Here is a 25249-nt window from a genome sequence, read left to right on the forward strand (position 1 = left end):
CGCCTCCCTCTTTTTTCTTATTGTCCCGGCCGCTGGCGGCTCAGTGCAGCTTCATGCTCGGGCGCAGCACCCGGTTGATGCGGCCCACCAGCATGATCAGGCCGGTCTTGATGTAGCCGTGCAGGGCCACCTGGTGCATCCGATACAGGCTGATGTAGACGATGCGGGCGATGTAGCCTTCCACCATCATGGAGCCACGCATCAGGTTGCCCATCAGGCTGCCCACGGTGGAGAAGCGGCTCAAGGAGACCAGGGAGCCGTGATCGTGATAGCGGTAGGGCTTCATCTCGCCGCCGTTCATCTTGGCCAGGATGTTCTTGAACGCCTGGGTCGCCATCTGGTGGGCGGACTGGGCGCGGGGCGGCACGAACTTGCCGTCCGGCTGCGGGCAGGCGGCGCAGTCACCGATGACGAAGATGTTCTCGTCACGGGTGGTCTGCAGGGTCTCGTGCACCACCAGCTGGTTGATGCGGTTGGTCTCGAGGCCCGCGATCTCCTTCATGAAGTCCGGCGCCTTGATGCCCGCGGCCCACACCATGAGGTCCGCTTCGATGAGCTCCCCATCCTTGGTGTGCAGACCCTCGGCAGTCGCTTCGGTGATCATGGTGGCGGTACGCACGTCCACGCCCAGCTTGACCAGTTCCTGGTGGGCGGAGCCGCTGATGCGCTCCGGCAGGGCCGGCAGGATGCGGGGGCCCGCTTCCACCAGGGTCACCTTGAGGCTGTCGGTGGTGAGGTTCTTGAAGCCATAGGCGTAGAGCTGCTCCACCGCGTTGTAGAGCTCGGCGGAGAGCTCGACGCCGGTGGCGCCGCCACCCACGATGGCGATCTTCACCTTGTCACCGGGCTGGTATTCGGTGGCGAACTGCAGGAAGCGGTTCATCATGCTGTTGTAGAAGCGGTGCGCCTGGGAGGGGCTGTCCAGGAAGATGCAGTGATCCTTGATGCCCTTGGTGTTGAAGTCGTTGGAGACGGAGCCGATGGCCATCACCAGGATGTCGTAAGGGACTTCCCGCTCGTTGACCACCAGGGCGCCACTGTCGTCGTGGATGGGGGCCAGCACGATGCGCTTCTCGTCGCGCTTGATGTCGGTCAGGCTGCCGAGCTGGAATTCGAAGCCGTGGTTCTTGGCGTGGGACTGGTAGCTCAGGGCGTCGATGCCCGCATCCATGGAGCCGGTGGCCACTTCGTGCAGCAGGGGTTTCCACAGGTGGGTGCGGTTGCGATCCACCAGGGTGATCCTGGCCTTGTTCTTCTTGCCCAGCTTGCGGCCCAGGCTGGTCGCAAGTTCGAGACCGCCGGCGCCACCGCCAACAACGACAATATTCATCATGATGATTTTCCTTGGTTCCTCAAAACGAAAGGGAGCCATTGGCTCCCTAAAACGAAATCGGTCGACGTGATGGCTCAGGCTTCCTTGAAGGCCTTCATCCGTTGCAGATGGTGCGAGATGTTCTTGAACTTATGGGTCTCGCGCTCATCCCATACGATGTCGTAATAGTTCTTCAATTCACGTTCAGTGTCCCGATTATCGCGGATTTCATCCTGAACGGAAAGGATGCACAGGCAGTTTCCTGAATTTTTATTACGAAATTCGGTTACACACTTGGTACCGATGTCTTCGTACTCTTCCGGCCTGTCTATCTTGCCCTGCATGTTCTCTTCCGGGTGCAGGTTGGGGTTGAAGATCACCTGCTTGATGCCGCACAGGAAGCCTATTCGCTCGCTCCAGTAGCCGCCGAGTCCCACGCCACAGATGAGGGGCTTGGGGTCCGTGCTCATGTCCAGCTGCTTCTTCACCTCCTTGAGCAGGTGGCTCATGTCGTGGCGGGGATGAACCGTGCTGTAGTGCACGAAACGCACATCATCATCGATAAACTGCAACTGCAGCACTTTCTCATGATTGCCGGGGCTGGTGGCATCAAAGCCATGCAGATAGATGATCATGGACAAGACCTCAAAAACTGTGTCGGTTCCATCGAAACTACCCCAGCGACAGGACCTTGCGCCACCAAAACATATGACTTTCTTGCTTTGGATCACGCCCGATGCAGGCAGATCCCCGGCATGCATCACGGGCGGTCCGTGGCGGGGGACGCCTGCCACGGACCGCCGTGCTTACCCCAGGCTACGCTCGAAGCGCGCCACCGCCGCGCCCACCAGGGCCAGACTCCCCTGCCAGAAGGCGGGCTCGCGAATGTCCTGACCCAGGTGTTTCTCGACCAGATCCTCGGCGCTCATGCGGCCGGTGTCCCGCAGCAGGGCGCGGTAAGCCCCGGCTACGTTCGCCTCCCCCGCCTCCTGGCGGCTCATAAGCTGCTGGTAGACCCCGAGGCTGAACAGGTAGCCGAACAGATAGGGGTAGTTGTAAAAACCGAAGCCCGCGATGGAGAAGTGCGCCTTGGCCGCCCAGAACATGGGGTGGTAGCGGCAGAGGCTCCCCTCGTACCAGCGTCCCCAGGCCTCGTCGGTCAGCGCCTTGAGGCGGGATGGCGACACATAACCCTGCGTGCGTGCGGCCACCAGGGCCTGCTCGAAGTCGAAGCGGGCCGGGATATTGACCAGGAAGGTGGCGGCGCCGTCCGCGTCGGCCCAGGCGATGGCCATGCGCTCCTCGGGGCTCTGCGCCTGCTCGAACAGGGCGCTGCGCACCAGGGTCTCGGCGAAGATGGAGGCGGTCTCCGCGAGCGTCATGGGGTAGCTGCGCTGGCTCATGGGCAGATCCCGGATGAGCCAGTTGTGCCAGGCGTGGCCGAGCTCGTGGGCGAGCGTGATGACGTTGTCCATGGTGCCCGCGTAGGTGATGAAGACCCGCGGCTCCACCGGCTCGGCAAACTTGGTGCAGTAGGCTCCGGTGCGCCGGTTCGGGGTGGGCGCCGCATCGATCCATCCTCTTTCGGCCATCATGCGGGCAAACTCGCCCATCTCGGGATCGAAGCGGGCGAACGCCTCGGCGATGATGGCGATGGCCTCCTCGAACGGGATGGCCCGGCGGTCTGCCACCGGGGGCGGCGCGAACAGATCCTCGGGCCCGAGATCGTCGATGCCGAGCTTGCCGGCCATCAGGGCCAGTGCTCGCTGGCCGAGCCCCCGGGCCTGCCAGGTCTCCTGCATCAGGGTATCCAGGGTGGCACGCTCGATGTGGCTCTGATGGCAGGAGAGATCCAGGGCATCCAGGGTCCGGATCTTGCCGCGCTGGCGCGAGAGCTCCAGGCGCCAGCCGTTGAGGGCGTTCAGGATGGCGGCCACCGTCTCCTGCTCCCCCTCCCAGCCGGCGCTGATGGCATCGAACGCCTCCCGGCGCAGGGCCCGCAGCGGGCTGGAGAGCAGGTTGCTCGCCTCCGCCAGTCCCATGTCACGGCCATCGATCACCAGGCGGATCTTGCCCACCAGATCGTTGTAGAGGTTGCCCCAGGCGTGCAGGCCATCGGTGCCCAGGCCGATCACCAGCTGCTCCGCCTCCACCGGCAGGCGCTGATCCTGCAGCCGGCGCTCGTGGCGCAGGCGATACGCCTCCTCCCCGAGCAGGGGATCGGCCATCAGCTGCTCGAATGCGGCCTCGGGCAACCCCAGCATCAGGTCTTCCACCGGCGCCAGGGCCTTGAAGAGATCGGCGTTGAGGGCCCGGGCCCGGGAGGCCAGCTGCTTGGCCAGCACGTCACGGGCATCCTGGCTGCCACGGCAGGCCGCCAGCACGGCGATGTTCCAGCCGATCTCGCGGATGCGCCGGGCGCGCAGGCGCACCTCTCGCAGGAAATCCTGCAGGGCCTGCGGGCTCCCCTGCACCTCGGCCAGCCCCGCCATGAAACCGCTCAACTCCGTCAGGCTGGCGCGGGCCAGGCTCATGTCCGCCTCCAGGACGCTGCTGTCGAGGGAGGGGTAGATATGCTCATTTTGCCACTGCTGTGGATAGACTCGTTGTTGCATCGCACGCTCATTGTCAAAGACGGGCCCGGCCCGCCGTGAAACAGGGTGGCCCCGGGGCCACGAGACAGGGTCGGGCAGCCTGACCGCCACGCCCCGTCAACACAGAGAAAGGCCGGTGCTACACCAGCCGCTCGAGACGAACCACCGCCTCTTCCACATAATTCAGGCTCTCCTGCCAGAACCCGGGTTCGCGGATATCGACCCCCAGGTGTTTCTCCACCAGATCCTCGGCGCTCATGCGACCGGTGTCGGTGAGCAGCGCGCGATAGGCGGGCACAAATTCGCGCCCGGCCCGCGCCTGCTGGGCATAGAGCCCCAGGCTGAAGAGGTAGCCAAACAGATAGGGGTAGTTGTAGAACCCGAGCTCGGCGATGGAGAAGTGGCCCTTGCTGGCCCAGAACAGCTCGTCATGCTGGCTGAGGGCGTCACCATACCACTGCTGCTGCGCCGATTTCATCATCTCCCGCAGCTGGCCCGCCCCCACGTAACCCTGCTCCCGGGCCGCCACCAGGGCCCGTTCGAAGGTGAAGCGAGCGGGGATGTCGAGCAGCATGCTCGCGGCGCGCTCCCCGTCCAGCCAGGCGATGGCCCGGCGTTGCTCCACCTTGTCGGTGGCCGCCAGCAGGGCGTCGCGCACCAGGGTCTCGGCGAAGAGGGAGGCGGTCTCCGCCAGCGTCCTGGGGTAGTCCCGCTGCTCCAGGGGCAGGTCTCGCAACAGCCAGCTGTGCCAGGCGTGGCCGAGTTCGTGGGCGAGCGTGATGACGTTGTCCAGGGTCCCTTCGAAGGTGAGGAAGATCCGTGGCTCCGGCGGGTCGGCATACTCGGTGCTGTAGGCGCCACTTCGCCTGTGCTCGCTCGGGGCGGCATCGATCCACCCCTTGTCGGCCATCATGCGGGCGAAGGCCCCCATCTCGGGATCGAAGGCCGCGAAGGCCTCCACCACCAGAGTCAGCGCCTGATCGAAACCGAGCGTGCTAGACGTGGCCAGCGGCGCCGGGGCATAGAGATCCCAGGGGGCGAAGTCACTGATCTGCCGGGCGCAGGCCATGGCCCGCAGGGCGCGGCGCCCCAGCTCCTTGTGCTCCCCGGCCGCCGCCATCAGGGTCTCCAGGGTGGTACGCGTGAGGTGGCCCTGATGGCAGGAGACATCGAGGGCATCCTGCCTGCGTCCCCTGCCGCGCTGACGGACGAGCTCGTTACGCCAACCGTTGATGGCGTTGAGGATGGCGGCCACCGTCTCCTGCTCCCCCTCCCAGGCGGCCTGAATGGCGTGCCAGGCGCTGGCACGCCGCGCCCGGTCCGGGTGGGCGAGCAGGTTGTCCGCCTGGGCCAGCCCCATGGGCACGCCTTCCACCACCGGCAGCAGGCGCCCCACCAGGTTGTCATAGAGATCCCCCCACCCCTGCAGGCCGTCCACCGCCAGTCCCTCGATGAGCTGCTCGCTCTCGAGCGACAGCCACTGCTCCTGCTGCCCCCTGTCGTGGTGGATGAGGTAGGCGAGCTCGAACAGCTCGGGGTCCTGCAGCAGGGTGCGCACCAGCGACTCGGGGGCACGCACCCAGAACAGGGCCACCGGCTTGCTGCGCTGGGCCAGGGTCGCCTGCAACTGCTGGCCGCGAGAGAGCAGCGCCCGGGCCGGCTCGTCGCGACCATCCCGGCTCAGGCGGTTGTAACCGTAGACCTGGCAGTTCCAGGCCAGCCTCTTCACCCCGTTGGCCTGGCGGCGAATGGCCCGCAACAGGTGGCGCAGGGCGTTGGGATCCTGGGTGTCAGGCAGGGTGGCCAGCAAGGCGTCGAGCTCGTTCAGGGCGTGGGCGGCTTGCTGGAAGGCGGCGTCGATGGCCGGATCGTCGGGGGCGGCATAGATGTGATCATCCTGCCAAACGGGTGGGTTCATGGTTGTCCTTGTCTGTTTGCATCCATATGGGCTGACCCTGCCTCTTTGGGCGGGTGTCAGCCCGGATAGTACGAAGGGGGCCAGGCACTTGCCTAGCCCCCATTCGAGGCAACCGGTGTCACAAGGAGGACGGGCGCGACGGCCCCTGTCGGCGGGGGGCGCCTACTTGGCGGGCTGGAGTTTACCCACCAGGGTCATGACCAGCACCAGCACCAGACCCGCCACCACCCCGACCAGGGCGTTGAGCAGGGTGGGCGTCACCACGGCGAGGACGGCGCCCATGGCGGGCAGGGTGGCCACGGCCGCACCGGCCCCCTCGATGAGGTGGTGAGCAAAGGGCCAGCCGTGCACCAGGATGCCGCCCCCCACCATGAACATGGCGATGGTGCCGACCAGCGCCAGCAGGTGCATCAGCCTGGGCGCCGTCACCAGCAACCCCTGCCCCACCGCCCGGCGCAGTGCGCCGCCATCGGGCTTTTGCAGCAGGTGCAGGCCGATGTCGTCGAGCTTGACGATGAGCCCCACCAGGCCGTAGACCCCGACGGTCATCAGCAGGGCGATGCCCGCCACCACGGCGATTTGCAGGCCCAGGCTGGAGCCCTGCACCGTGCCGAGGGCAATGACGATGATCTCCGCCGACAGGATGAAGTCGGTACGAATGGCCCCCTTCACCTTCTGCCGCTCGAAGGCCGCCAGATCGTCGGGGATCGCCTCCACCGTGGCGGTGCTCTCCTCCTCGTGAGGCAGAAACTTGTGGGCCAGCTTCTCGGCCCCCTCGAAGCAGAGATAGGCGCCCCCCAGCATCAGGAGCGGGGTGATGAGCCAGGGCACCAGAGCGCTGATGGCGATGGCGGCCGGCACCAGGATGAACTTGTTGCGCAGCGACCCCTTGGCCACCGCCCACACCACGGGCAGCTCCCGCTCCGCGCGCACTCCGCTCACCTGCTCCGCGTTGAGGGCGAGATCGTCCCCCAGCACCCCGGCGGTCTTCTTCGCCGCCACCTTGGTCATCAGCGCCACGTCATCGAGTACGGTGGCAATATCGTCGAGCAGGGCCAACAGACTGGTTCCGGCCATATCAGACATTCCTTCTTGCTGCGGTAGGCCCCCACCGGCCACCAGACACCGGGGGGCGGTGCCAGCCAGAGGGGGCTCCCTATTTCGGGAAAAGATGGCACAGTGTAACGAGAAGCCGCCATTTCGGCAGCCCCCATGACAGGGTCCCCGGACCCTGTTTCACCTCAAGGCCCCAGGCCCAAGGAGTCTCCATGCAACCCTGGCAACCTCTGCTCGACCTCTGGTTTGGTGACGACGCCGACGACGTCACCCGTGCCACGCGCCAAGCCCCCCTCTGGTGGGGCAAGAGCAGCGACACCGACGCCCTGCTGACGAGCCGCTTCGGCGAGCTGGCCAAGGCGGCCGCGGCGGGCGAGCTCGCCCACTGGGCGGACAACCCCGTCGGTCGCCTGGCACTCATCCTGCTGCTCGACCAGCTGCCGCGCAACCTCCACCGCGGCACCCCGGCCGCCTTTGCCCAGGATGCCAGGGCACGGGAGCTCTGCCTCAAGGGGTTGTCGCTCGGGGTGGACAAGGGGCTATCGCCGCTGGCCCGGGTCTTCTTCTACCTGCCCCTGGAGCATGCAGAGTCCCGGGAGCAGCAGGCCAGAAGCGTGGCCCTGTTCGAGGCGCTGGCCGACGAGGAGGCGGCAGGCCCTGCCCAGTCCACCTTCGCGGGCTTCGCCGATTTCGCCCGCCGCCATCAGGTGATCATCGAGCGCTTCGGTCGCTTCCCCCACCGCAACGCCATCCTGGGCCGCGCGAGCACAGAAGAAGAGGCCGCCTTCCTGCTGCAACCGGGTTCAGGTTTCTGACCCATAAAAAAATCCCCGCCAAGTGGCGGGGAGCTGGCACCCATGGTGATCACTGGATGCGATAACGAGAGATCTGCTGGTGAATATTCTCGGTGGTCACATTCAACTCTTCCGCCGCAGCCGATGTCTCTTCCGCCGTGCTGCTGGTCTGCTGGACCACCTGGGCGATCTGCTCCACCTGATGGGCAATGGACTCCGCCGCCGAGCTCTGCTCGCGAATCGCGATGGTGATCTCACCGACCTGATCCATGACGCGATGGGAGGCCTGGCGGATCTGGGTAATGATCTCCCCGCTTTCAGTGGCCATGGCCACCCCCTGCGCAACCTTTTCTTCCACCTGAACCATCTTGGTCACCGTGAGCTGGGAGCCCTGTTGAATCGCCTCCACCGTCTCCGAGATCTCCCTGGTCGATTGGGCCGTCCGCTCCGCCAGTTTGCGTACCTCGTCAGCCACCACGGCAAAACCTCGACCCTGTTCACCCGCTCGCGCGGCTTCAATGGCCGCATTCAACGCCAGCAAGTTGGTCTGCCCCGCCACATCGCTTATCACGTTCACCACGCCACCAATGCGGGAAATGCCATCGCCCAATGCAGACACTTCGCTGGAAGCCTGACGAATGGCCTCTGCGATCTCGTTGATGGCTTTCACCGTTCTGTCTATCGTGGTTCCCCCATCGCTGGCGAGCTTGCCGGATTCATTGGTGATGCGACTGGCTTCCTGGGTTCGCTGGGAAATATCCGTGATGCTCACCGTCATCTCCTCCACACCGGCGGCAATGAGACTGGTGGCATCGTTGGCCTGGCTCGCCGACGAGGCAAGGTGATGGGCCGCCTGGGAGAGCGACTCGGCAGTGCTTTTTATCTGCAGACTGCCCACTGAAAACTCGGTAAAAGTTTGCTGCAAGGTGTCCAGCAGACGGTTGACGGCCGAGAGTGTCAAACCGATTTCATCTTGCTGGGCCACCTTGGCCCGCAAGGTAAAGTTCAAATTGTGCTGAATATCGAATAGCGTCGCCATCGCCAGCCGCAGTGGATTGGCGACCTGTCTGAATAACCAGATAAACAGCACCAGGGTCAATATTCCGGTACCTACAGAAATAAACAGCATGGTCTGGAGGCTATTGTCGTAGTTCTTTTCACCCTGCTGTTTGACTGCCTCACCCAATTTGACATTGAAGTGAACATGTTTATCTATGGCCTTGGAAAACTGCTCGAACAGTGGCATGACATTATTGGCAATAATGTCTCTGGCCTCGGTGTTGTTATTATCGCGAGACAATATCAGGACCTTTTCTATCTCCTGATAATATTGCTCAATGATGCGCTGATCATCCGTCGTCAGTTGCCGGTCCTCTTCGTTGGAGAGCATATCGGCTTCATATTTTTGCAAGAGAGCGCGGATTTCAGTACGAAGGTCAGCAATGCCCGTCTCAATCTGATTCATCTTGCTGCTATCGGTATTGAGCACATGGGTCTGGATCAGGGCATGCAATTCGTAAAAATCGGCTTGTACCTGTTTGATGAGGGAGATGCTGGGCACCGTATTGTCGGTGACATAACCGAGGTCATTATTGGCAGCAGAGAGTCGGTTGATGCTGAACCAACTGAGAAATGCCAGGGCCAGCATAACCAGCAGGGCAATGAGTTGAAGCCGGCGAGCAATGTTCATAAAGGCATACTCCGTTAATAAACTCCATTGCAGTGTAGACGATGGGCAAGCTCCAGATGGCCCGTGAAATATGCTCTGGCTTGCACATCTGTCACTGCTGCCAGCACTCGCCCTCCCACCGCCAATGGTCAGAACAAAGCCCGAAAATAGCCTCGCTGGTTGAATGTGAATGCGACAAAGACTCGACTATGCCAGCGCCGGCCAATAAAAAAGAAGGAAGACTGTCGTCTTCCTTCTCGCTATTCATCTCCGCTCGGGATGACCCGGCCGGCCCGCAGTGTGGCGGCAGTCGATGGTGGTCACGCCGCCTCTGCCAGATCCTCTTCTTTTTTCTGGTAAGTCTGGGGCGAGAGCCCCAGCAGCTCCTGCACGGTGGAGGCCACCGTGATGGAGGAGAGGGTCCCCACCAGGATGCCGGCGAACAGGGTGAAGGAGAAGCCGTAGAGGGCGTCGCCACCGAACAGGAGCAGGGCCCCCACGGTGAAGAGGGTGGTGCCCGAGGTGATCATGGTGCGGCTGAAGGTGGCCTTGATGGCCACGTCCGAGCACTCGTGGATCCCCATGCGGGTACGCGACCCCAGCAGGTCCCGCAGCCGGTCCGAGATGACGATGCTGTCGTTGAGGGAGTAGCCGATCACCGCCATCAGGCCGGCGATGACGTTGAGGTCGAACTCGATGTCAAAGAGCGCGAGAAGCCCGATCGCCACCAGGCCGTCGTGCAGTACCGACACCAGGATGCCGATGGCCTGACGCCACTCGAAGCGCACCGCCAGGTAGGCGGAGATGGCCAGGGAGGCCACCAGCACCGCCAGCATCCCCTGCTGGAACAGCTCGGCGCCCACCTGGGGCCCGACGATGGTGGTGCGCAAGAGCTCCACCGGCAGGGCCAGCTGCTGCCCCAGCATGGTGGCCAGCTCGTCCGCCGCCCAGGGCAGCGCGTGGGGAGGCAGCTTGATGAGCCACTCCCCGGGTACGCCGGCGCCGTGCAGCTCCACCGCCCCCGCGAGGGGCGCCGTCAGCAGGGCGTTGAGCTCGTGGGCCTCCTTCAGGGTCTGGATGCGAAACTCCAGCAAAATGCCGCCGGTGAAGTCGAGGCCGAGGGCCAGCCCCTTGGTGGCCAGCACGGCCACGCAGGCCAGGGTCAGCAGCACGGAGGTCCACAGACCGATATAGCGCCAGCGGGTCAGCCCCATGGCAAGGATCATTCTCAGCATTGTTCTTCCCTCGGCGTCAGGTGGTTCAGGCTTCCCGGCAGGAAGCGGTCGGCGCGCAGGCCAGATGGGCTCACAGGCGCGGCGTCATGGTGATGAGGTCGGATCATGGTCATACCCTCAGCAGCCTGGCGCGGCTGTTGCCCCACAGGGGATTGATGATGGCGCGGGTGCCCCAGATGCCGGTCACCATGCTGGAGATGAGCCCCAGGATCAGGGTGATGGAGAAGCCCTGCAGCGGCCCGGAGCCGATGGCATAGAGCACCACGGCGCAGATAAGCGTCGTGATGTTGGCGTCGAAGATGGTGCTGAAGGCGGAGCGGTAGCCAAAGTCGATGGCATTGGCGAGGCTCCCCCCCTCCCGCAGGCGATCCTTGATCCGCTCAAAAATCAGCACATGGGTATCTACTGCCATGCCCACGGTGAGCACCAGACCGGCGATGCCGGGCAGGGTCAGCACAGCCCCCGGCAGCACCGCCAGCATGCCCACCTGCATCAAGAGGTTGGCGACCAGCGCCGTGATGGCGACCCAGCCGAACTTGCGATACCAGGCCATCATGAACAGCATCATGCCCGCCATGCCGAACGCCAGGGCGGTGAAGCCCGCCTCGATGTTCTGCAGGCCCAGGGTCGGGCCAATAGAGCGCTCCTCCAGGATCTTGAGGGGCGCGGTGAGAGCGCCGGCCCGCAGCAGCATGGCGAGCTCCTGGGCCTCCGGCAGACTGCCGATGCCGGTGATGCGGAACTGGTTGCCCAGGGCGGTCTGGATGGTGGCGACGTTGATCACCTCGCTGCGGGCACGCAGCCGCCCCTCGGCATTGGTCTTGTACTCGGTGAAGACGGTGGCCATGGGCTTGCCCACGTGCTGGCGGCTGAACTGGTTCATCTTGCTGCCCCCCAGGGTGTCGAGCACGATGTTAACCTGGGGCTGCCCCATCTCCCCCATGTTGGCGCGGGCATCGACGATGTGCTCGCCGGTCAGCACCGGCTGGCGAGCGAGGCCCACCGCCTGGCCGCTGCGATCCGCCATGAAGAAGCGGCTGTCCGCCTTGGCCTCGTAGAAGGCGAGCGACGCGGTGGCACCGATCACCTCCTTCGCCTGCCTGGGGTTGTGCACCCCCGGCAGCTCGATGCGGATGCCGTCCTGCCCCTGACGCTGGACCGAGGCCTCGACGATGCCGAGCTCGTTGATCCGTTTTTTGAGGATCGACAGGTTCTGGGTCACGGCGTTGTTGACCAGCAGGGTGCGCTCAGATTCGCTCAGCACCAGGGTCAGCGCGTTGCCGGAGCGGGTCAGGGTCCACTGATCCTGGCGGGTACCGGCGCTCTCCTTGATGATGGAGAGCCAGGCCTCCTGCTCCGCCACCTCGGGCAGGGTGACCGCCACGGCTCCCTGCGCCGTGCGGGTCACGCTGGCCCCGCGCAGGTTCGCCTCGCGAAAGCGGGTGCGCAGGGTGTCCACCAGGTTCTTGGTCTGGGTGTCGATGACAAAATCCACGTCCACCCCGATCAGCAGCTGGGAGCCGCCGCGCAGGTCCAGGCCGAGCTTGATGGGATCGGCGCCGAGCCGGCTGATCCAGGTCGGGGCGTTGGAGTGAAACTCCAGGGTCAGGGCGGCGCTGTCCACCCCCCGTTGCTCCAGCAGCTGCTTGGCCAGTTGCTGCTCCCCCTGGGTGGCGAACACCAGCTCCACTCGCTCTTTCTGGGCGACCAGCTTCTGGGGGGCGATCCGGTTCTCCTCCAGCAGGCGCTGCTGCGCCTGCGTCAGCCGGGTCTGGCCATGCAGGCCCAGGGAGGGCTGCTCACCGAAGAAGGTGGGCAGGGAATAAAACGCGAAGGTGACCAGCATCAGCAGCAGCAGGGCGTACTGCCACAGGCTCATGCGGTTCATGATGGTATGACTCTTTCTTCTCATGAAATCGGCCTCTGTCAGGCGATGGCAAGGGGCGACGCATTGCCGCTCCGTGCGAAAAAATAAAACAAGGCAGCCTGGCCGTTCACGGGACGTGAGCGGCCACAAAGAGAGGATGAGGCAACAGTTGGCTATCTGACCCCATCGGGATCAGGCGGGCTGCAGGCCCTGGGTGAAGCGGTACTGCAGGTGCCGGCGCTGCAGGCGGCGCCGGTGAATGGTGGCAAAGTGGTCGAGGAAGCTGCTCCTCGGGTAGCCGAGGGCGGCGTAAAGCAAGAGGCCGCACAGCAGCAGCAGGATGGCCTGCTGGGACCAGCTCATCACCAGCTCGTAGACCACACTGCCGGGCTGGTGATCGCGGTTCAGGGAGTGCTCGAGACGCAGCAGGTGATTCTGGTGGGCACCGATGAACTTGACGGCCCCGTCGTCCCCCTGGCTGGCGCCATGGTCCGGGATGGCGTGCTGATCCACACTCTGGGCAGAGGTCGGCCGGGCATCGACGAGCTGGCCCTGGGAAACCTGGGAAACGGGCAGCCTGAGCCCCTCCACCTGGACGGCGCAGAGCAACAGAGTGAGCGCGATGAGCAGGGCCATCGCCGCAAGTTTCACTTTGTCCAGCAGGCTCAAATAGTTAATTCCCGAAAAATAGAAAGGGCAAGCTACCACAGCCGCCCCCACAAGAACAAGGGCGGCGACCCCGTCGGTCGCCGCCCTGGCGTTGCCCGGTGCCCTCCCCTCAACGGCCTCGGGTCATCTCCGCGAAGTCATCGGCATAGTCCTTGAGCAGGGTATAGAGATGGGCCCGCTGGGAGAGATCCATGGACTGGCTCAAATCGCTGAGCCACTGGATGGTGCGCTGGCGGGACTTGTCCGTGTAGCCGGTGAAGCGGCCATCCATCAGGCCATCCCCCTGCTGCAGCAGACGGGTCAGTTCCTGGCCGAAATTCGGGCTCTGGCGCTGCTTCATCAGCCGGTCGAGCTCCCTGGTCCAGGCCTCCTGGAAATCGAGCCAGGGGGCCATCATCTCGTATTGCCACTCCGCCCACTGGTTGATCAGGGGTTGCTGGGCGGGCTTCACCTTGCCAATCCAGAACACCAGGCGCTCGTTCATCTTCTCCCGAAAGCCCTTCATCATCTCGGCCTTCGACTGGGTGGCAAAGTCGTGCTGACGCTCCTGCTGGCGCTTCACCCTGTCGGTCATGAAGTGCGCTACCTGGGCGTCGGTCAGGGTACTGGCAAGGCGCACCGTACGGGGAATCGCGTTCTCCAGGGTGCGTGTCAGGCTCGCCTGGGTTCTGTCCAGGTGCTCAGTCACCTGGGCCGGCGTCATGGGGCTGGCCACCGCCTTGGCCAGGGCGTCAAGATCCCGGGCATAGAGGGGCAGCTCGTGCTGCCGGTGCCAGGCCATCAACCCCTTCACCTCCTTGTCCAGCAGCGTCTTCTGGCTGCGGTTCAGGGAGAAGTAGTCGTCCAGTTGCCAGACGATGGCCGAGTCGAGCCAGTAATAGATCACCCGGGTGGCGCAACCCGTCAGCAGCAGGCAGAGCAGCAACAGGCTCCAGCTACGAGGTTGACGCCATGAGAATGTGGTCACCATGCATGCCTCCCATTCATTGAATTCAAGCGTCTCTCACACCCTTGCCAGGATTCACTCCAGGCGCTGGCGGTTCGTGTCGATCAGGGCCTGATACTCGGGCCCCGGTTGTTGCTCGGCCATCAGCAGCGCCCACAACAGGCCGATGTAATCGACCCATGGCAGGAAGGCGTCGGCCTGAAATCCTTTGTCATTGAGCAGCTTATGCGCTCCTACGCCTTCAAGATAGCAGCTCTCCAACTGACGCCGCTGCTCTTCGCTCCAGCCATGGGTACGCTGGATGCTGGCGACCTCGAAGCCCGGATGACCGGCGGCGCCATACTCCCAGTCGATGACCCAGGGACGCGGTCCCAACAAGTTAGCCGGATTGAGATCGTGATGGCAAGGGAGCCAGCAATCGGTGGGCTCCCGGCTCGCGAGCAGCCCCCGCTCCAGCGCAGGCAGCCAGCCGGGCACTCGCGCCAGGCGGTCACGATACCCGGCGCTGTGGGCCCGCACCGCCATCACCACCCCGGGGACCGGCAGGCGATGCAGCCGCGTCAGCACCTCCGCCAGCAGGCGGGGCTGCTCGGCGGGCGGCGGCGCCTGCTCGGCCCAGTTCGGCTCGTCGCACCACGCCAGCAGCATCAGGCCGCTGGCGGGGTCGCCGTGATGGCAGGGCAGTGCCAGCCCCTGTCCTACGGCCCCCCGATAGAGCTGCCATTCGATGGCACGGTCAATGCCGAGGCGCACCGGATCCGGGTGGCCGCACCGCAGGAAGGCGCACTGCCCCGAGGGGAGGCTGAGTCGATAGTTGCCGTTGGTCAGGCCGCGGCCAAGCGGCGCCAGCCGTCCGTTGCACCAGGGGGCTGGCAGACCGGCGAGCAGCGCCAGATCCGTCAGCGCCCCCTGGCGCGCTACGTCGTCACCAGCCAAAGGTGGACTTCTTGGCCTGCTTGCGGATCTCTTTCTGGTCGGCCCACAAGAGCTCGCCATTCTCCAGATCCATCAGGTTCATGGTCATCTGGTAGTAGACATCCTTCACCTTGCCGTTGTCCTTGACGATGCTGGCGAGGTTGCCATAGACCATGTAGCGGGCGCCGGTCTGCTTGCCCAGGCGCACCATGGAGGCGGGATCCACCATGCCGCTGCTCTGCTGGTATTCGAGCTGCTGCTTGACCGCCGCCACCTTGCTCATGTCGACGAAGCGGAACTTGCCGGCGCGCAGCAGCTTGGTACGGATGGTGTCGGTGATGGCCTCGGTATCGATGTGCTCGGAGGTCTTGTTGCGGATGGAGTCCATGAACATCACCGGACGGCCGCCGGCGGTGATCTCGCTGGTGGCCGGCGACGCCAGCATGGAATCCGCCATCTTGTCGGCGATGGCCTGCAGGTCGCTGGAGCCGTAATCCACGGTGACCGTCTCGGTCTCGGTGGGATCGCCATAGCTGACGGTGGTGCTGGAGCAGCCGCCCAGCAGCAGGGCGCCAGTCAGGATCAGCAGGGCATGATTCATTTTCATCAGTAGGATTCCTCCATCACTTCGCGAACGTAAATCCGGTAACCCCGGGCGGCCGGGCTCGGCGCCAGGGCAGACAGGGTGCGGGTCTGGTAGCCGTGCAGCTTGAGGGGCGTCCAGCCACGGCCATCGCTGGCCAGCTCCTGCCCCGCCTCGTCATACCAGTAGAAGAGATATTGCAGCTTGTTGTCGCCGCGCTGGGTGCTGGCGGCCGCCACATTGACCTGCAGCAGGCCGTTCTGCTGACGGCGGCTCAGCTCGGTCAGGGTGACGTTGACGTTCTGGTGCTGCTCCGCCACCGCCGCGGCGCCTGCCGCGCCATAGAGCGCCACGCCTGAGGTATTGGTGGCGCAACCAGCCAGCAGCAGAACCAGGCCCAGAGCCAACCCTTGTGCTTTCATCTTGTTCTCCTCGCCGGCGGCCTGGGGCCGAACCGGTCGTTCATGTGGATTGCCATTGCCCGGACGCCCTCACAGGGGCATCACCCGGGTCGTGAGCCCACTCCCCAGGCGCTGCACCCACACCAGGGTAGTGCGCCCGCCGTGGACGGTGAGCGGCAGGGTGCGCATGGCGCTGCCCGCCCCCAGGGTCAGGCTGACCTCCCCCGCCGGCACCATCCCCTGCCAGCTCGACGCCTGGGCAGGCAGCGTCAACCAGCTGCGGGTATCCGCCCGCTCCGAGAGGGTGTTGAAGATCCCCACCAGGATGTTGCCCACATCGCCCCCCTCCTTGGCGGCGCTGCGTCTCAACTGCTCCTTGGCCACCAGCCTGAGGGCCTGGCGGGTCAGCATGCCCGGCAGCCGCTCCTGCAGATCCTTGGCGGCCAGCGCCTCCAGCCTGACCAGTTCGCTGGTCTGCTCCACCCGCGTGCCCAGGGTGACCGCGAGCGGGCCGCTGGCGCTGGCCCGGTTGTCGTAATAGGGCACCGCCACGGTAAAGGTACGAAAATCGCCGCCCGAGGTGGAGAGGGGCAGCGGCAGGAAGAACTCCCGCCGCGCCGGGATGAGCCCATCTTCAAACAGCACCACCAGCTGGCCCTGATCCTTGACCGGCTGCGGTGCCTTGCGGCCGATCTTCTGCTCGGTCTCCTTGATCTCCTCGGGGGAGCCGCGAAGCCTGGCCAGGCGCAGCAGGGCATCCTGCAGGCTCCTGTTGTCCGGCGCTATCTGGTAGCCGCGCTGATAGTCGACCCAGGCGTCGTTGAGATCCCCGGCCGCCTCGTAGAGCACGCCGGAGAAATAGAAGGTGTAGGCGTTCTGAAAACCGTTCTTCACCTTGCCGATCAGGCGATCCAGCTCGGGAGCCGACCGCGACATCCGCTGGCGCATCTCCCCGTCGGTGTCGTCCTGCGTCCCCTCCTGCGCGGCCTTGCGCACCTCGTCGGCCCGGCGGGCGAGTGCCCGCTCCTGCACCTGGTTGGCCCGGCGCACCTCCACCAGGGCGCCGTCGGCATCTCCCCGCTGCAGGTAACCCAGGGCCAGATAGTGGTGCAGCATGGTGCGTTCGTAGTCCGGCGCCCGGTAGGCCATGGTCTGATCGTTGGTCATCAGGCTCCCCGCCTGGGCCAGCCCTCGGCTCAGGCGGTATTCGGCCTGATTGTCTTCCCAGGTGAGCCGGCTGTCGGCGGCGGTCAGGGCCTGCTTGCTGGCGCCGTCCTGCCCCGCCAGCCAGGCGATGCGCCCTTTCTCCAGCTGATCCAGCACATAGGTGTCGTCCCCCGGGGTCGACTCGCGCACCTCGGGCAGGGCCTCGGCGGCATGGCCCAGCAGCAACTGGTTGCGCAGGGGGACCATCTGATCGGAATAGGAGACGAACATGTCCTGCCAGAAGGAGGCACAGCCCCCCAGCAGAAGACTGGCCAGCAGCGGGCCGGCCAGTCGAAGAGGCGAAGGCATCACAGGCTGAGCAGGGGTCCCAGGGGCTGGCCACCGACCAGGTGCAGGTGGATGTGGTAGACCTCCTGCCCGCCGTGGCGGTTGCAGTTCATGATGAGGCGGTAGCCGTCCTCGGCGATCCCGGCATCGGCCGCCAGCTTGCGGGCCACGGTGAACATGCGGCCGAGCGCCAGCTCGTGATCGGGCTCCACGTCGTTGACGGTGGGGATCAGCACGTTGGGCACGATCAGGATATGGGTCTTGGCCTTGGGCTGGATGTCGCGAAAGGCGGTCACCAGATCGTCTTGATAAAGGATGTCGGCGGGGATCTCTTTGCGGATGATTTTGCTGAAAATGGTTTCTTGCGCCATGGGTAACTCCTTTATAGGAAAAAGAAAATTCAACACAAAACTCAAGCGGCTCCCAAATATGCCGCCTTGGTCCGACAAGTGTGACACAAGCCGACATTTGACACAGCCGTTGTCCCAATCCCTTCAGTTATTGTGAAGAATACCGATAGCGAGGATGACGTCCCGCGTACCTGGGCGACATCCCCTTCGGGGCATGCAGGGTATCAAAGGGACGGGGTACTCAGGCAAGGGACTTTTGCACAGACAGCGGGACAATAATGAAACAAACTATGTCAGACCTCTCGATCTTACAGAGAGTCTATCTGGGCTTTGCCATCCTGGTCGCCGTCATGGTCGCCAGCGCGGTACTGACCTTTCGCGGCCAGAACGAACTCGGCAGCGCCCTCCATCAGGTGACCCAGGAGTCCATGCCCCTGGTGCTTGCCAGCAGCCAGACCCAGATCAGCCTCCTCAGCGCCAACAAGTGGCTCACCGACGTGCTGACCGAACAGGATATCAAGCGTCTGCCGGAAGAGGTGGCGGAACTGCAGCAGGCCAAGGGACAGGTGGACAAGATGCTGGCCAGCCTCAAGCAGCAGCTGGCGCCCCACCCCCAGCTGCAGGGTGACATGCAGGCCCTCGGCAAACTGGTGGATGACTACCTGCAACTCACCCAGACCCTGCCCGGCGAACACGAGGCCCTGCTCACCCGACTGCACAAGGTCAATCTGGCCAAGGGCCAGTTCCAGGTCAGCCTGCCCCAGTTCAAGAAGAACCTCGGCGACATGATGGTCACCGTGGACGACAGCTTCATCAAGATGCTCTCCGAGACCCTGACCACCAAGCTCTCCGCCATCGAGCTCTCCACCATGGATGCCCTGAACCAGAGCATCCCCGCCCCCATCGAGGGGGCGCTCAAGCGCAACAAGATGCAGATCGAGGGGTTCAACAGCACCATCAAGGATCTCCAGGGGGAGCTCAAGGACTTCGACAACAACATGGGCCACTACGTCCATGGCTTCGTGCGTGACACCACGGGCAACGACGGTGTGCTGTCCCAGTACCTGGCCCTGATGAAACAGCAGCAGGCCATGCGGGAGCGGAGCAAGGAGGCGAGCCAGCTCATCCTCGGCATCCAGAACAAGCTCGAGGGGATCACGGCCCAGAGCCAGCAGTTGATGAACGCCAGCATCCAGGCCTCCGACCGGGTACAGACCCAGAGCACCCTGACCCAGGGGATCAGCATCGTCATCGCCATCGTCGTCGCCATCCTGGTGGCTTTCACCCTGGGCAAGGCCATCCGCCTCCCCCTTAAAGAGCTGCTGCGGGTGCTGACCGAAGTGACCCAGGGCGACATGACCCAGCGGGTCGGCTTCAAGAGCCAGAACGAGTTTGGCCAGATCGGCGGCCAGATCAACCTGCTGATCCAGCAGATGGGGGATGTGCTCAGGCAGCTCTCCCAGGCCTCCAACCAGCTCAACAGCGCCGCCCACGACAACCGCCACACCACGGAATCGGTGCGGGCGGATCTGGAGAAACAGCGCCAGGAGACCGCCTCGGTCGCCGCCGCCATGACCCAGATGGAGGCCTCGGTACGGGAGGTGGCCCAGGCCGCCAACCAGACCCTGGAGCGGGTGATGGACGTGGAGAAGGCCTCCGAGATGGGCCGCAAGGTGATGGCCGGCAACATCACCACCACCCACCAGCTGGCGGGCAAGCTGCAACAGACCGGCAAGGTGATCGGCGATGTGAGCGCCATGAGCGGCCAGATTGGCAACATCCTCGACGTCATCCGCGGCATCGCAGAGCAGACCAACCTGCTGGCCCTCAACGCCGCCATCGAGGCGGCCCGGGCCGGCGAGCAGGGCCGAGGGTTTGCGGTGGTGGCGGACGAGGTGCGCAACCTCGCCGGTCGCACCGCCCAGTCCACCAGCGAAATCCAGACCATGATCGAGAACCTGCAGCAGGGGGTCGCCCGGGCGGTCAACGTGATGCAGGAGTGCTCCCGCGAGATGGACAGCTGCGTGGATCAGAGCTCCCAGGCCAACAATGCCATGGAGGAGGTACAGGGCATCGTCGTGCTCATCAGCGACATGTCGAGCCAGATAGCCTCCGCCGCCGAGCAGCAGCAGGCCACCAGCGCGGACATCGCCACCAACCTCAACCGCATCTCCGACATCTCGGATCTCAACTATCAGGGGATAGAGCGGGTCGCCGAGACCAGCCAGCAGCTCGACACCCTGGCCGAGCAGCAGGAAGGGCTGGTCCAGCGCTTCCGCCTCAGCGCCTGATGGTCCTGAGCCCAAACGACAAGGCCCCGCATCGGCGGGGCCTTTTTATTGCCAGGAGGGGGCGGGATCAGGCGTAGGCGATGGCGCCCTTGCCGACCCCTTCATAGGCCACGATCTTGACGAACTTGTCCCCTACCTGCTTCTTCACCTCGCGGGCGATGTAGTGGGCCAGCAGCTCTATGGTCGTGTCGGTATCGATCATCTCCACCTCTGCCGCCGGCATGGCGAGCTGGAACAGCCCCTGGGGCGCCTCATACTTGAAGCCCTGGTGGTGCTCACCCAGATGGGCCCTGGCCTGCTCGCTCAGCGCCAGTTCGGACAGGGCCACCCTGTCCTCTTCGGTGCCGAGGTAGATGTCGGCCCAGCGCTCGGCCCAGTTCAGCTCCAGCTCCTCATCCCGCTCGCCATCCACCAGGATCTCGATGGGGGAGCGGTGACCATGGGCGATGCGCTGGCAGTTGCCGTCGTGCTTCTTCAGGCCGTGACTGTAGTGGTAGAAGGCACCGTCGATGCGCTCCGAGCGCAACGTCAGGGTCAGGTCCTTGATGTTGCCCGGCAGCCGCTTGGCCAGCACCGCCAGCAGATAACGGGTCACCGACTCCTTGTCCACCTGGGGCGCAGGAATGAACGCGAAGCCCTGGCTCGGGCAGCGCAGGTGGATGGAGCGACCCGGACGCAGCAGATCCACGGTGCACTCGTCGTTGTCCAGGGGATGGATGTGCACCAGGGGGCTCTCGGTCGGCACCAGCAGCTTGTGATCCACCTCTTCATCGATGATGGACTTGATGAGCTTCTTCACCCGGCCGAAGTCCAGCAGCATGCTCATCTCGTTGAGCTCGCCGCTCATCTCGATGTCCACCAGCCAGCTCTCGCCCACCATACCGCGGCGTTCACACAGATAGCTGGAATCGATCACAGTCAAATCTCTAACAAATAACTTCATTACTCAGGCCTTGCTACAGAGAAAGTGCAGTTTGCGATATTATGACCCCGGATTATCGGCAAAGGAACTGGAACCCCCCATGAACAAATTGCTTATCAAGAATGCCACCCTGGTCAACGAAGGCCGCATCTATGCCTCCGACGTGTTGATCGAGGGGGAGCGGATCGCCCGTATCGCCCCGGACATCAGCGCCCCCGATGCCGTGGTGATCGATGCGACCGGCCGTCACCTCATCCCCGGGATGATCGACGATCAGGTCCACTTCCGGGAGCCCGGCCTGACCCACAAGGGAACCATCGCCAGTGAATCCCGGGCCGCCGTGGCCGGTGGCACCACCAGCTTCATGGAAATGCCCAACGTCAATCCCCAGACCACCACCATCGACGCCCTCGAAGCCAAATACCAGATAGCCGCCAACTCCGCCGCCGCCAACTACAGCTTCTACCTGGGTGCCACCAACGACAACCTGGAAGAGATCAAGAAGCTCGATCCCAAGCAGTCCTGCGGCATCAAGATCTTCATGGGGGCCTCCACCGGCAACATGCTGGTGGACAACCAGGAGACCCTGGCGGCCATCTTCCGCGAGAGCCCGGTGATGATCGTCACCCACTGCGAGGACACCCCCAGCATCAAGGTGCTGGAAGACGAAGCCCGCGCCAAGTGGGGCGAGGATGTGCCGATGCGCGAGCACGGCCGCATCCGCAGCGCCGACGCCTGCTACAAGTCCTCCAGCATGGCGGTCTCCCTGGCCAAGCAGTACGGCGCCAAGCTGCACGTGCTGCACCTGACCACGGCGAAAGAGCTGTCGCTCTTTACCGCCACCCCGGACCTGAAGGATCTCAAGGACAAGAACATCACCGCCGAGGTGTGCGTCCACCACCTGTTCTTCAACGAGGCGGACTACGACACCCTGGGCAGCCAGATCAAGTGCAACCCGGCGGTGAAGAGCGCCGCCGACCAGCACGCCCTGCTGGATGCGGTGCGCAACGACGTGCTCGACATCATCGCCACCGACCACGCCCCCCACACCTGGGAAGAGAAGCAGAACAGCTACTTCAAGGCGCCGTCCGGCGTGCCTCTGGTGCAACACTCCCTGCAGGCGCTGCTGGAGCTCTACCACAACGGCGTCTTCAGCCTGGAGACCATCGTCAAGAAGACCTCCCACGCGGTGGCCGAGCGCTTCCAGGTGCAGGATCGCGGCTACATCCGGGAAGGCTACTTCGCCGACCTGGTGCTGCTGGATCTGGGCAAGCCCTACGTGGTCACCGACAGCAACCTGCTCTACCTGTGCGGCTGGTCCCCGTTCAACGGCTACCGCTTCCAGAGCACCATCGAGATGACCCTGGTCAATGGCCAGATCGCCTGGCAGAACGGCCAGGTCACCGACAAGGTGCTGGGCAAGCGCTTGACCTTCAACCGCTGATCCGTCACCACGGGTAAACATGGCCGCCTCCGGGCGGCCATTTTCATGGTCGCCAGAAACACCTGAAAACAGGCATCACCAGGTCAAATTTCCCACACGCGGCGGTACTTTGAGCGCCATTTGCTCGCAAAGCAGGCAAACGATCGCAACCCTGTATTTCCCCTGTTGACAGGGCCTGCCCATCTCCATAAACTTAGCCCCCGTCAGCCGAGCTGACTCCGTCGGTGTGTAGCGCAGCCAGGTAGCGCATCTGCATGGGGTGTAGAGGGTCGGAGGTTCGAATCCTCTCACACCGACCAAATTCCCCGAGAAAGGCCTTGTCAAACGACAAGGCCTTTTCTTTTATGGGCTGCCCTCGCCCCGCGATTGTCTGGCCTCCCCCTTTGTGCTGTAGTGAAATCCCGTTCGCCAACCGGTCCGCATCATGTCGCCTCCCCGTCATACCCTGCCCACCCTCGCCCTGTGCTGCCTGCTGATGGGGCAACTCGCGGGCTGCGCCACCGCCTATGACAGCGAGAAGTCCTTCTGGAACGGCCAGACCGGCTTCTCCCAGACCCGGCTCGGGCCGGAGAAGTGGCAGCTGGAGTTTGTGGGCAACGAGCTGGTGGACAGGGAAACCGCCCGCAAATACGTGCTCAAGCGGGCCGGAGAGATGGCGCTGGCCCGGGGTTTCCCCTGGGTGCATGTACAGGAGCTGACCCTGTCGCGGGATGCGGTCAGGGTGAGGCCAGAACGCCCCCGTTTCGGCTTTGATGAGTACGAACCCGATACCTTCATGGAGGAGATGCACGTGGAGCATCGCACGTCGGCGCTGCTCATCTTTACCCTGGAGCCTCACCGGTTGAACGATCAGAGCCTCGAAGCGATTTATCTTGATAAAATCAAAATAAACAGCGATTAATATAATTAATTAACAGTATTTACATCTCATTTCACCAATAACCACATAAAGTTCTGCAATAAGCCACTGGATTTCCCCTCCGCGATTAGGCATGCTCCAGCACACCGGCTGTCTGAATTCCACGGCCCGGCTCACAAAAAAGGACTGAGGTGGCACCCTGCCCACCCGCACAGGCACTGCACATATCGAGACTGGGACACCCCCCATGAAAATGAATAAATTAACCGTTGCCATCCTCATCGCGATGTTGCTTGGCATTGTTACCGGGCAGGGTTATCGCCTGCTGGCCCCCGCTCAGGCCGCCGGCTTTGCCAGCGACATCACCCTGCTGACCGACATCTTCCTGCGCCTCATCAAGATGATCATCGCCCCCCTGGTGTTCACCACCCTGGTGGTCGGTATCGCCAAGATGGGGGACACCCGCACCGTGGGCCGCATCGGCGTCAAGACCCTGGGCTGGTTCATGCTCGCCTCCCTGATGTCCCTGACCCTGGGGCTGGTGATGGTCCACCTGATGCAACCGGGGGTGGGGCTCTCCCTCTCCCTGCCCGATGACTCCGCCAGCTCGGGCGTGACGGCAACCGCCATCTCTCTCAAGGACTTCATCACCCACGCCATCCCCAAGAGCGTGGTCGAGGCCATGGCCACCAACGAGATCCTGCAGATCGTGGTCTTCTCCCTCTTCTTCGGGCTGGCCGCCGCCGCCCTGGGGGATGCCGCCAAACCGGTGGTGATGCTGATGGCCAGCGGCGCCGAGATCATGCTGAAGGTGACCGGCTACGTGATGAACTTCGCCCCCTTCGCGGTATTTGGCGCCATCGCCGCCATGGTCGCCAAGGAGGGGCTCGGCATCCTCGCCACCTACGGCACCTTCATGGCCCAGTTCTACCTGGCGCTGGCTTGCCTCTGGCTGCTGCTTATCGCCATGGGCAGCCTCTTCATCCGCCGCCGCATCCTGAGCCTGCTAGCCCTGATCCGCGAGCCCATCCTGCTGGCCTTCTCCACCGCCAGCTCCGAGGCCGCCTATCCCAAGACCCTGGACAGACTGGAGAAGTTCGGTTGTGACAAGCGCATCGCCAGCTTCGTGCTGCCCATGGGCTACTCCTTCAACCTGGATGGCTCCATGATGTACTGCACCTTCGCGGTCATGTTCATCGCCCAGGCCTACGGCATCGAGCTCTCCATGGCCCAGCAGATCACCATGCTGCTGCTGCTGATGGTCACCTCCAAGGGGATGGCCGGCGTGCCCCGTGCCTCCCTGGTGGTGATTGCCGCCACCCTCAACCAGTTCCAGATCCCGGAAGCGGGCATCCTGCTGCTGCTCGGCATCGATCACTTCCTCGACATGGGTCGCTCCGCCACCAACGTGCTGGGCAACGCCATCGCCGCGAGCGTGGTCGCCAAGAGCGAGGACAGCCTGGGTGAAACCGCGCCGCTTGGCGAGGTGGATACCGCCAAGGCGTGATCCCTTCCTCGCCACCTCATCAAAACGGCCCGCATCTGCGGGCCGTTTTTTATCTCCATCGCCTGGCTCTGCACGCGGAAGAGCGGTTCAGCACCAGCGCCGCACCCGGCGGCAGTAGTTTGCATATGCCTCGCCAAAGCGCCTTTGCAGCGCCTGCTCTTCCGGCACTATCTGAAAGCGGCTGAGCCAGCCCCACAACAGCAGCGGACCGAGCCAGACGGCCAGCCCGCCCAGATAACAGGCCAGCGCCATCGTCCAGCAGAGCAGGCCCAGGTACATGGGATTGCGGCTGACACGATAGACGCCCTCCGTCACCAGCACCCGGCTCTCATCCAGGCGCAGGGGATGCACAGTGGTGCCCTGGCGCCTGAAGCGCAGGAGCGCCCCGCCCCCCAGCAGACCTCCCGCCACCCACAGCACTGC

General features: G+C 64.0%; 22 protein-coding genes and 1 tRNA gene. 6 read left to right on the forward strand and 17 right to left on the reverse strand.

The window, feature by feature from the left end; all coding sequences use genetic code 11:
- Positions 1–40: 40 nt before the first annotated feature.
- The 5 genes from BN1136_RS02075 to BN1136_RS02095 all read right to left on the reverse strand — a co-directional run bounded on the left by BN1136_RS02075 (position 41) and on the right by BN1136_RS02095 (position 6901).
- Complete coding sequence (locus BN1136_RS02075; RefSeq protein ID WP_043761317.1) at positions 41–1333, reverse strand: NAD(P)/FAD-dependent oxidoreductase; 1293 nt, start codon at positions 1331–1333, stop codon at positions 41–43.
- 74 nt (positions 1334–1407) lie between these two features.
- Positions 1408–1947: an alpha/beta hydrolase YcfP gene (ycfP, locus tag BN1136_RS02080; RefSeq protein ID WP_010674358.1), complete on the reverse strand. Its 540-nt coding sequence runs from the start codon at positions 1945–1947 to the stop codon at positions 1408–1410.
- 171 nt (positions 1948–2118) lie between these two features.
- Positions 2119–3927 carry a M3 family oligoendopeptidase gene (locus tag BN1136_RS02085; RefSeq protein WP_043761320.1) on the reverse strand — a complete coding sequence of 603 codons (1809 nt, stop codon included), beginning with the start codon at positions 3925–3927 and terminating at the stop codon, positions 2119–2121.
- A 118-nt stretch (positions 3928–4045) separates the two neighbouring features.
- A complete protein-coding gene (locus tag BN1136_RS02090) occupies positions 4046–5824 on the reverse strand; it encodes a M3 family oligoendopeptidase (protein WP_043761322.1) in 1779 nt (592 codons plus the stop codon).
- A 162-nt stretch (positions 5825–5986) separates the two neighbouring features.
- On the reverse strand, positions 5987–6901 hold the full coding sequence (locus BN1136_RS02095; protein ID WP_043761324.1) for a DUF808 domain-containing protein: 915 nt from the start codon (positions 6899–6901) through the stop codon (positions 5987–5989).
- Positions 6902–7092: 191 nt separating this feature from the next.
- Here BN1136_RS02095 and BN1136_RS02100 point away from each other — a divergent pair, with 191 nt between their 5' ends.
- Entirely contained in the window at positions 7093–7695 is a 603-nt protein-coding gene (locus BN1136_RS02100; RefSeq protein ID WP_043761325.1) for a DUF924 family protein, read from the forward strand.
- A gap of 49 nt (positions 7696–7744) precedes the next feature.
- On the opposite strand, the gene BN1136_RS02105 is transcribed toward BN1136_RS02100, so the two are convergent.
- The 10 genes from BN1136_RS02105 to hinT form a co-directional block, all read right to left on the reverse strand.
- The gene (locus BN1136_RS02105) at positions 7745–9364 is read right to left on the reverse strand and encodes a methyl-accepting chemotaxis protein (protein WP_043761327.1); all 1620 of its coding nucleotides are present in this window, start codon (positions 9362–9364) and stop codon (positions 7745–7747) included.
- A 299-nt stretch (positions 9365–9663) separates the two neighbouring features.
- A complete protein-coding gene (gene secF, locus BN1136_RS02110) occupies positions 9664–10578 on the reverse strand; it encodes a protein translocase subunit SecF (RefSeq protein ID WP_197068414.1) in 915 nt (304 codons plus the stop codon).
- 109 nt (positions 10579–10687) lie between these two features.
- Positions 10688–12457: a protein translocase subunit SecD gene (gene secD / locus BN1136_RS02115; RefSeq protein ID WP_407921442.1), complete on the reverse strand. Its 1770-nt coding sequence runs from the start codon at positions 12455–12457 to the stop codon at positions 10688–10690.
- A 180-nt stretch (positions 12458–12637) separates the two neighbouring features.
- Complete coding sequence (locus tag BN1136_RS02120) at positions 12638–13114, reverse strand: hypothetical protein (RefSeq protein WP_043761328.1); 477 nt, start codon at positions 13112–13114, stop codon at positions 12638–12640.
- Positions 13115–13223: 109 nt separating this feature from the next.
- On the reverse strand, positions 13224–14084 hold the full coding sequence (locus BN1136_RS02125) for a DUF6279 family lipoprotein (protein WP_043761329.1): 861 nt from the start codon (positions 14082–14084) through the stop codon (positions 13224–13226).
- Positions 14085–14135: 51 nt separating this feature from the next.
- On the reverse strand, positions 14136–14996 hold the full coding sequence (locus tag BN1136_RS02130; protein ID WP_043761330.1) for a phosphotransferase: 861 nt from the start codon (positions 14994–14996) through the stop codon (positions 14136–14138).
- Positions 14986–15582, reverse strand: coding sequence for a penicillin-binding protein activator LpoB (gene lpoB / locus BN1136_RS02135; RefSeq protein WP_043761331.1), 597 nt, complete (start codon positions 15580–15582; stop codon positions 14986–14988). Before lpoB ends, BN1136_RS02130 begins: the two co-directional genes overlap by 11 nt.
- Positions 15582–15980 (reverse strand): YcfL family putative periplasmic lipoprotein, encoded by a 399-nt coding sequence (locus tag BN1136_RS02140; RefSeq protein WP_043761332.1) that lies wholly within the window; start codon positions 15978–15980, stop codon positions 15582–15584. The genes lpoB and BN1136_RS02140 overlap by 1 nt, the downstream gene beginning before the upstream one ends.
- 69 nt (positions 15981–16049) lie before the next feature.
- Positions 16050–17474 (reverse strand): COG3014 family protein, encoded by a 1425-nt coding sequence (locus tag BN1136_RS02145; protein WP_043761334.1) that lies wholly within the window; start codon positions 17472–17474, stop codon positions 16050–16052.
- Positions 17474–17824, reverse strand: a complete 351-nt coding sequence (gene hinT / locus BN1136_RS02150) for a purine nucleoside phosphoramidase (RefSeq protein WP_043761336.1) — start codon at positions 17822–17824, stop codon at positions 17474–17476. Before hinT ends, BN1136_RS02145 begins: the two co-directional genes overlap by 1 nt.
- 257 nt (positions 17825–18081) lie before the next feature.
- Between hinT and BN1136_RS02155 the strand changes: the two genes are divergently transcribed.
- A complete protein-coding gene (locus tag BN1136_RS02155; protein WP_043761337.1) occupies positions 18082–20094 on the forward strand; it encodes a methyl-accepting chemotaxis protein in 2013 nt (670 codons plus the stop codon).
- Between the two features lie 67 nt (positions 20095–20161).
- Here the strand turns inward: BN1136_RS02155 and BN1136_RS02160 are convergent, their stop codons facing one another.
- On the reverse strand, positions 20162–21037 hold the full coding sequence (locus tag BN1136_RS02160; protein WP_043761340.1) for a 6-carboxytetrahydropterin synthase: 876 nt from the start codon (positions 21035–21037) through the stop codon (positions 20162–20164).
- A gap of 79 nt (positions 21038–21116) precedes the next feature.
- On the opposite strand from BN1136_RS02160, the gene BN1136_RS02165 reads away from it, so the two are divergent.
- The 4 genes from BN1136_RS02165 (at position 21117) to BN1136_RS02180 (ending at position 24826) form a co-directional block, all read left to right on the forward strand.
- Positions 21117–22460: a dihydroorotase gene (locus BN1136_RS02165; RefSeq protein ID WP_043761342.1), complete on the forward strand. Its 1344-nt coding sequence runs from the start codon at positions 21117–21119 to the stop codon at positions 22458–22460.
- Positions 22461–22682: 222 nt separating this feature from the next.
- Positions 22683–22759: transfer RNA gene (locus BN1136_RS02170), tRNA-Pro, on the forward strand.
- A 125-nt stretch (positions 22760–22884) separates the two neighbouring features.
- Positions 22885–23361 carry a CC0125/CC1285 family lipoprotein gene (locus tag BN1136_RS02175; RefSeq protein ID WP_043761345.1) on the forward strand — a complete coding sequence of 159 codons (477 nt, stop codon included), beginning with the start codon at positions 22885–22887 and terminating at the stop codon, positions 23359–23361.
- Between the two features lie 205 nt (positions 23362–23566).
- Complete coding sequence (locus tag BN1136_RS02180; protein ID WP_043761347.1) at positions 23567–24826, forward strand: dicarboxylate/amino acid:cation symporter; 1260 nt, start codon at positions 23567–23569, stop codon at positions 24824–24826.
- A gap of 87 nt (positions 24827–24913) precedes the next feature.
- On the opposite strand, the gene BN1136_RS02185 is transcribed toward BN1136_RS02180, so the two are convergent.
- Positions 24914–25249: methyltransferase family protein (locus BN1136_RS02185; protein WP_043808001.1), on the reverse strand; the 336-nt coding region annotated here is incomplete at its 5' end.

Origin of the sequence: Aeromonas taiwanensis (assembly GCF_000820165.1) — a bacterium.
In the GTDB taxonomy this organism is placed as follows: domain Bacteria; phylum Pseudomonadota; class Gammaproteobacteria; order Enterobacterales; family Aeromonadaceae; genus Aeromonas; species Aeromonas taiwanensis.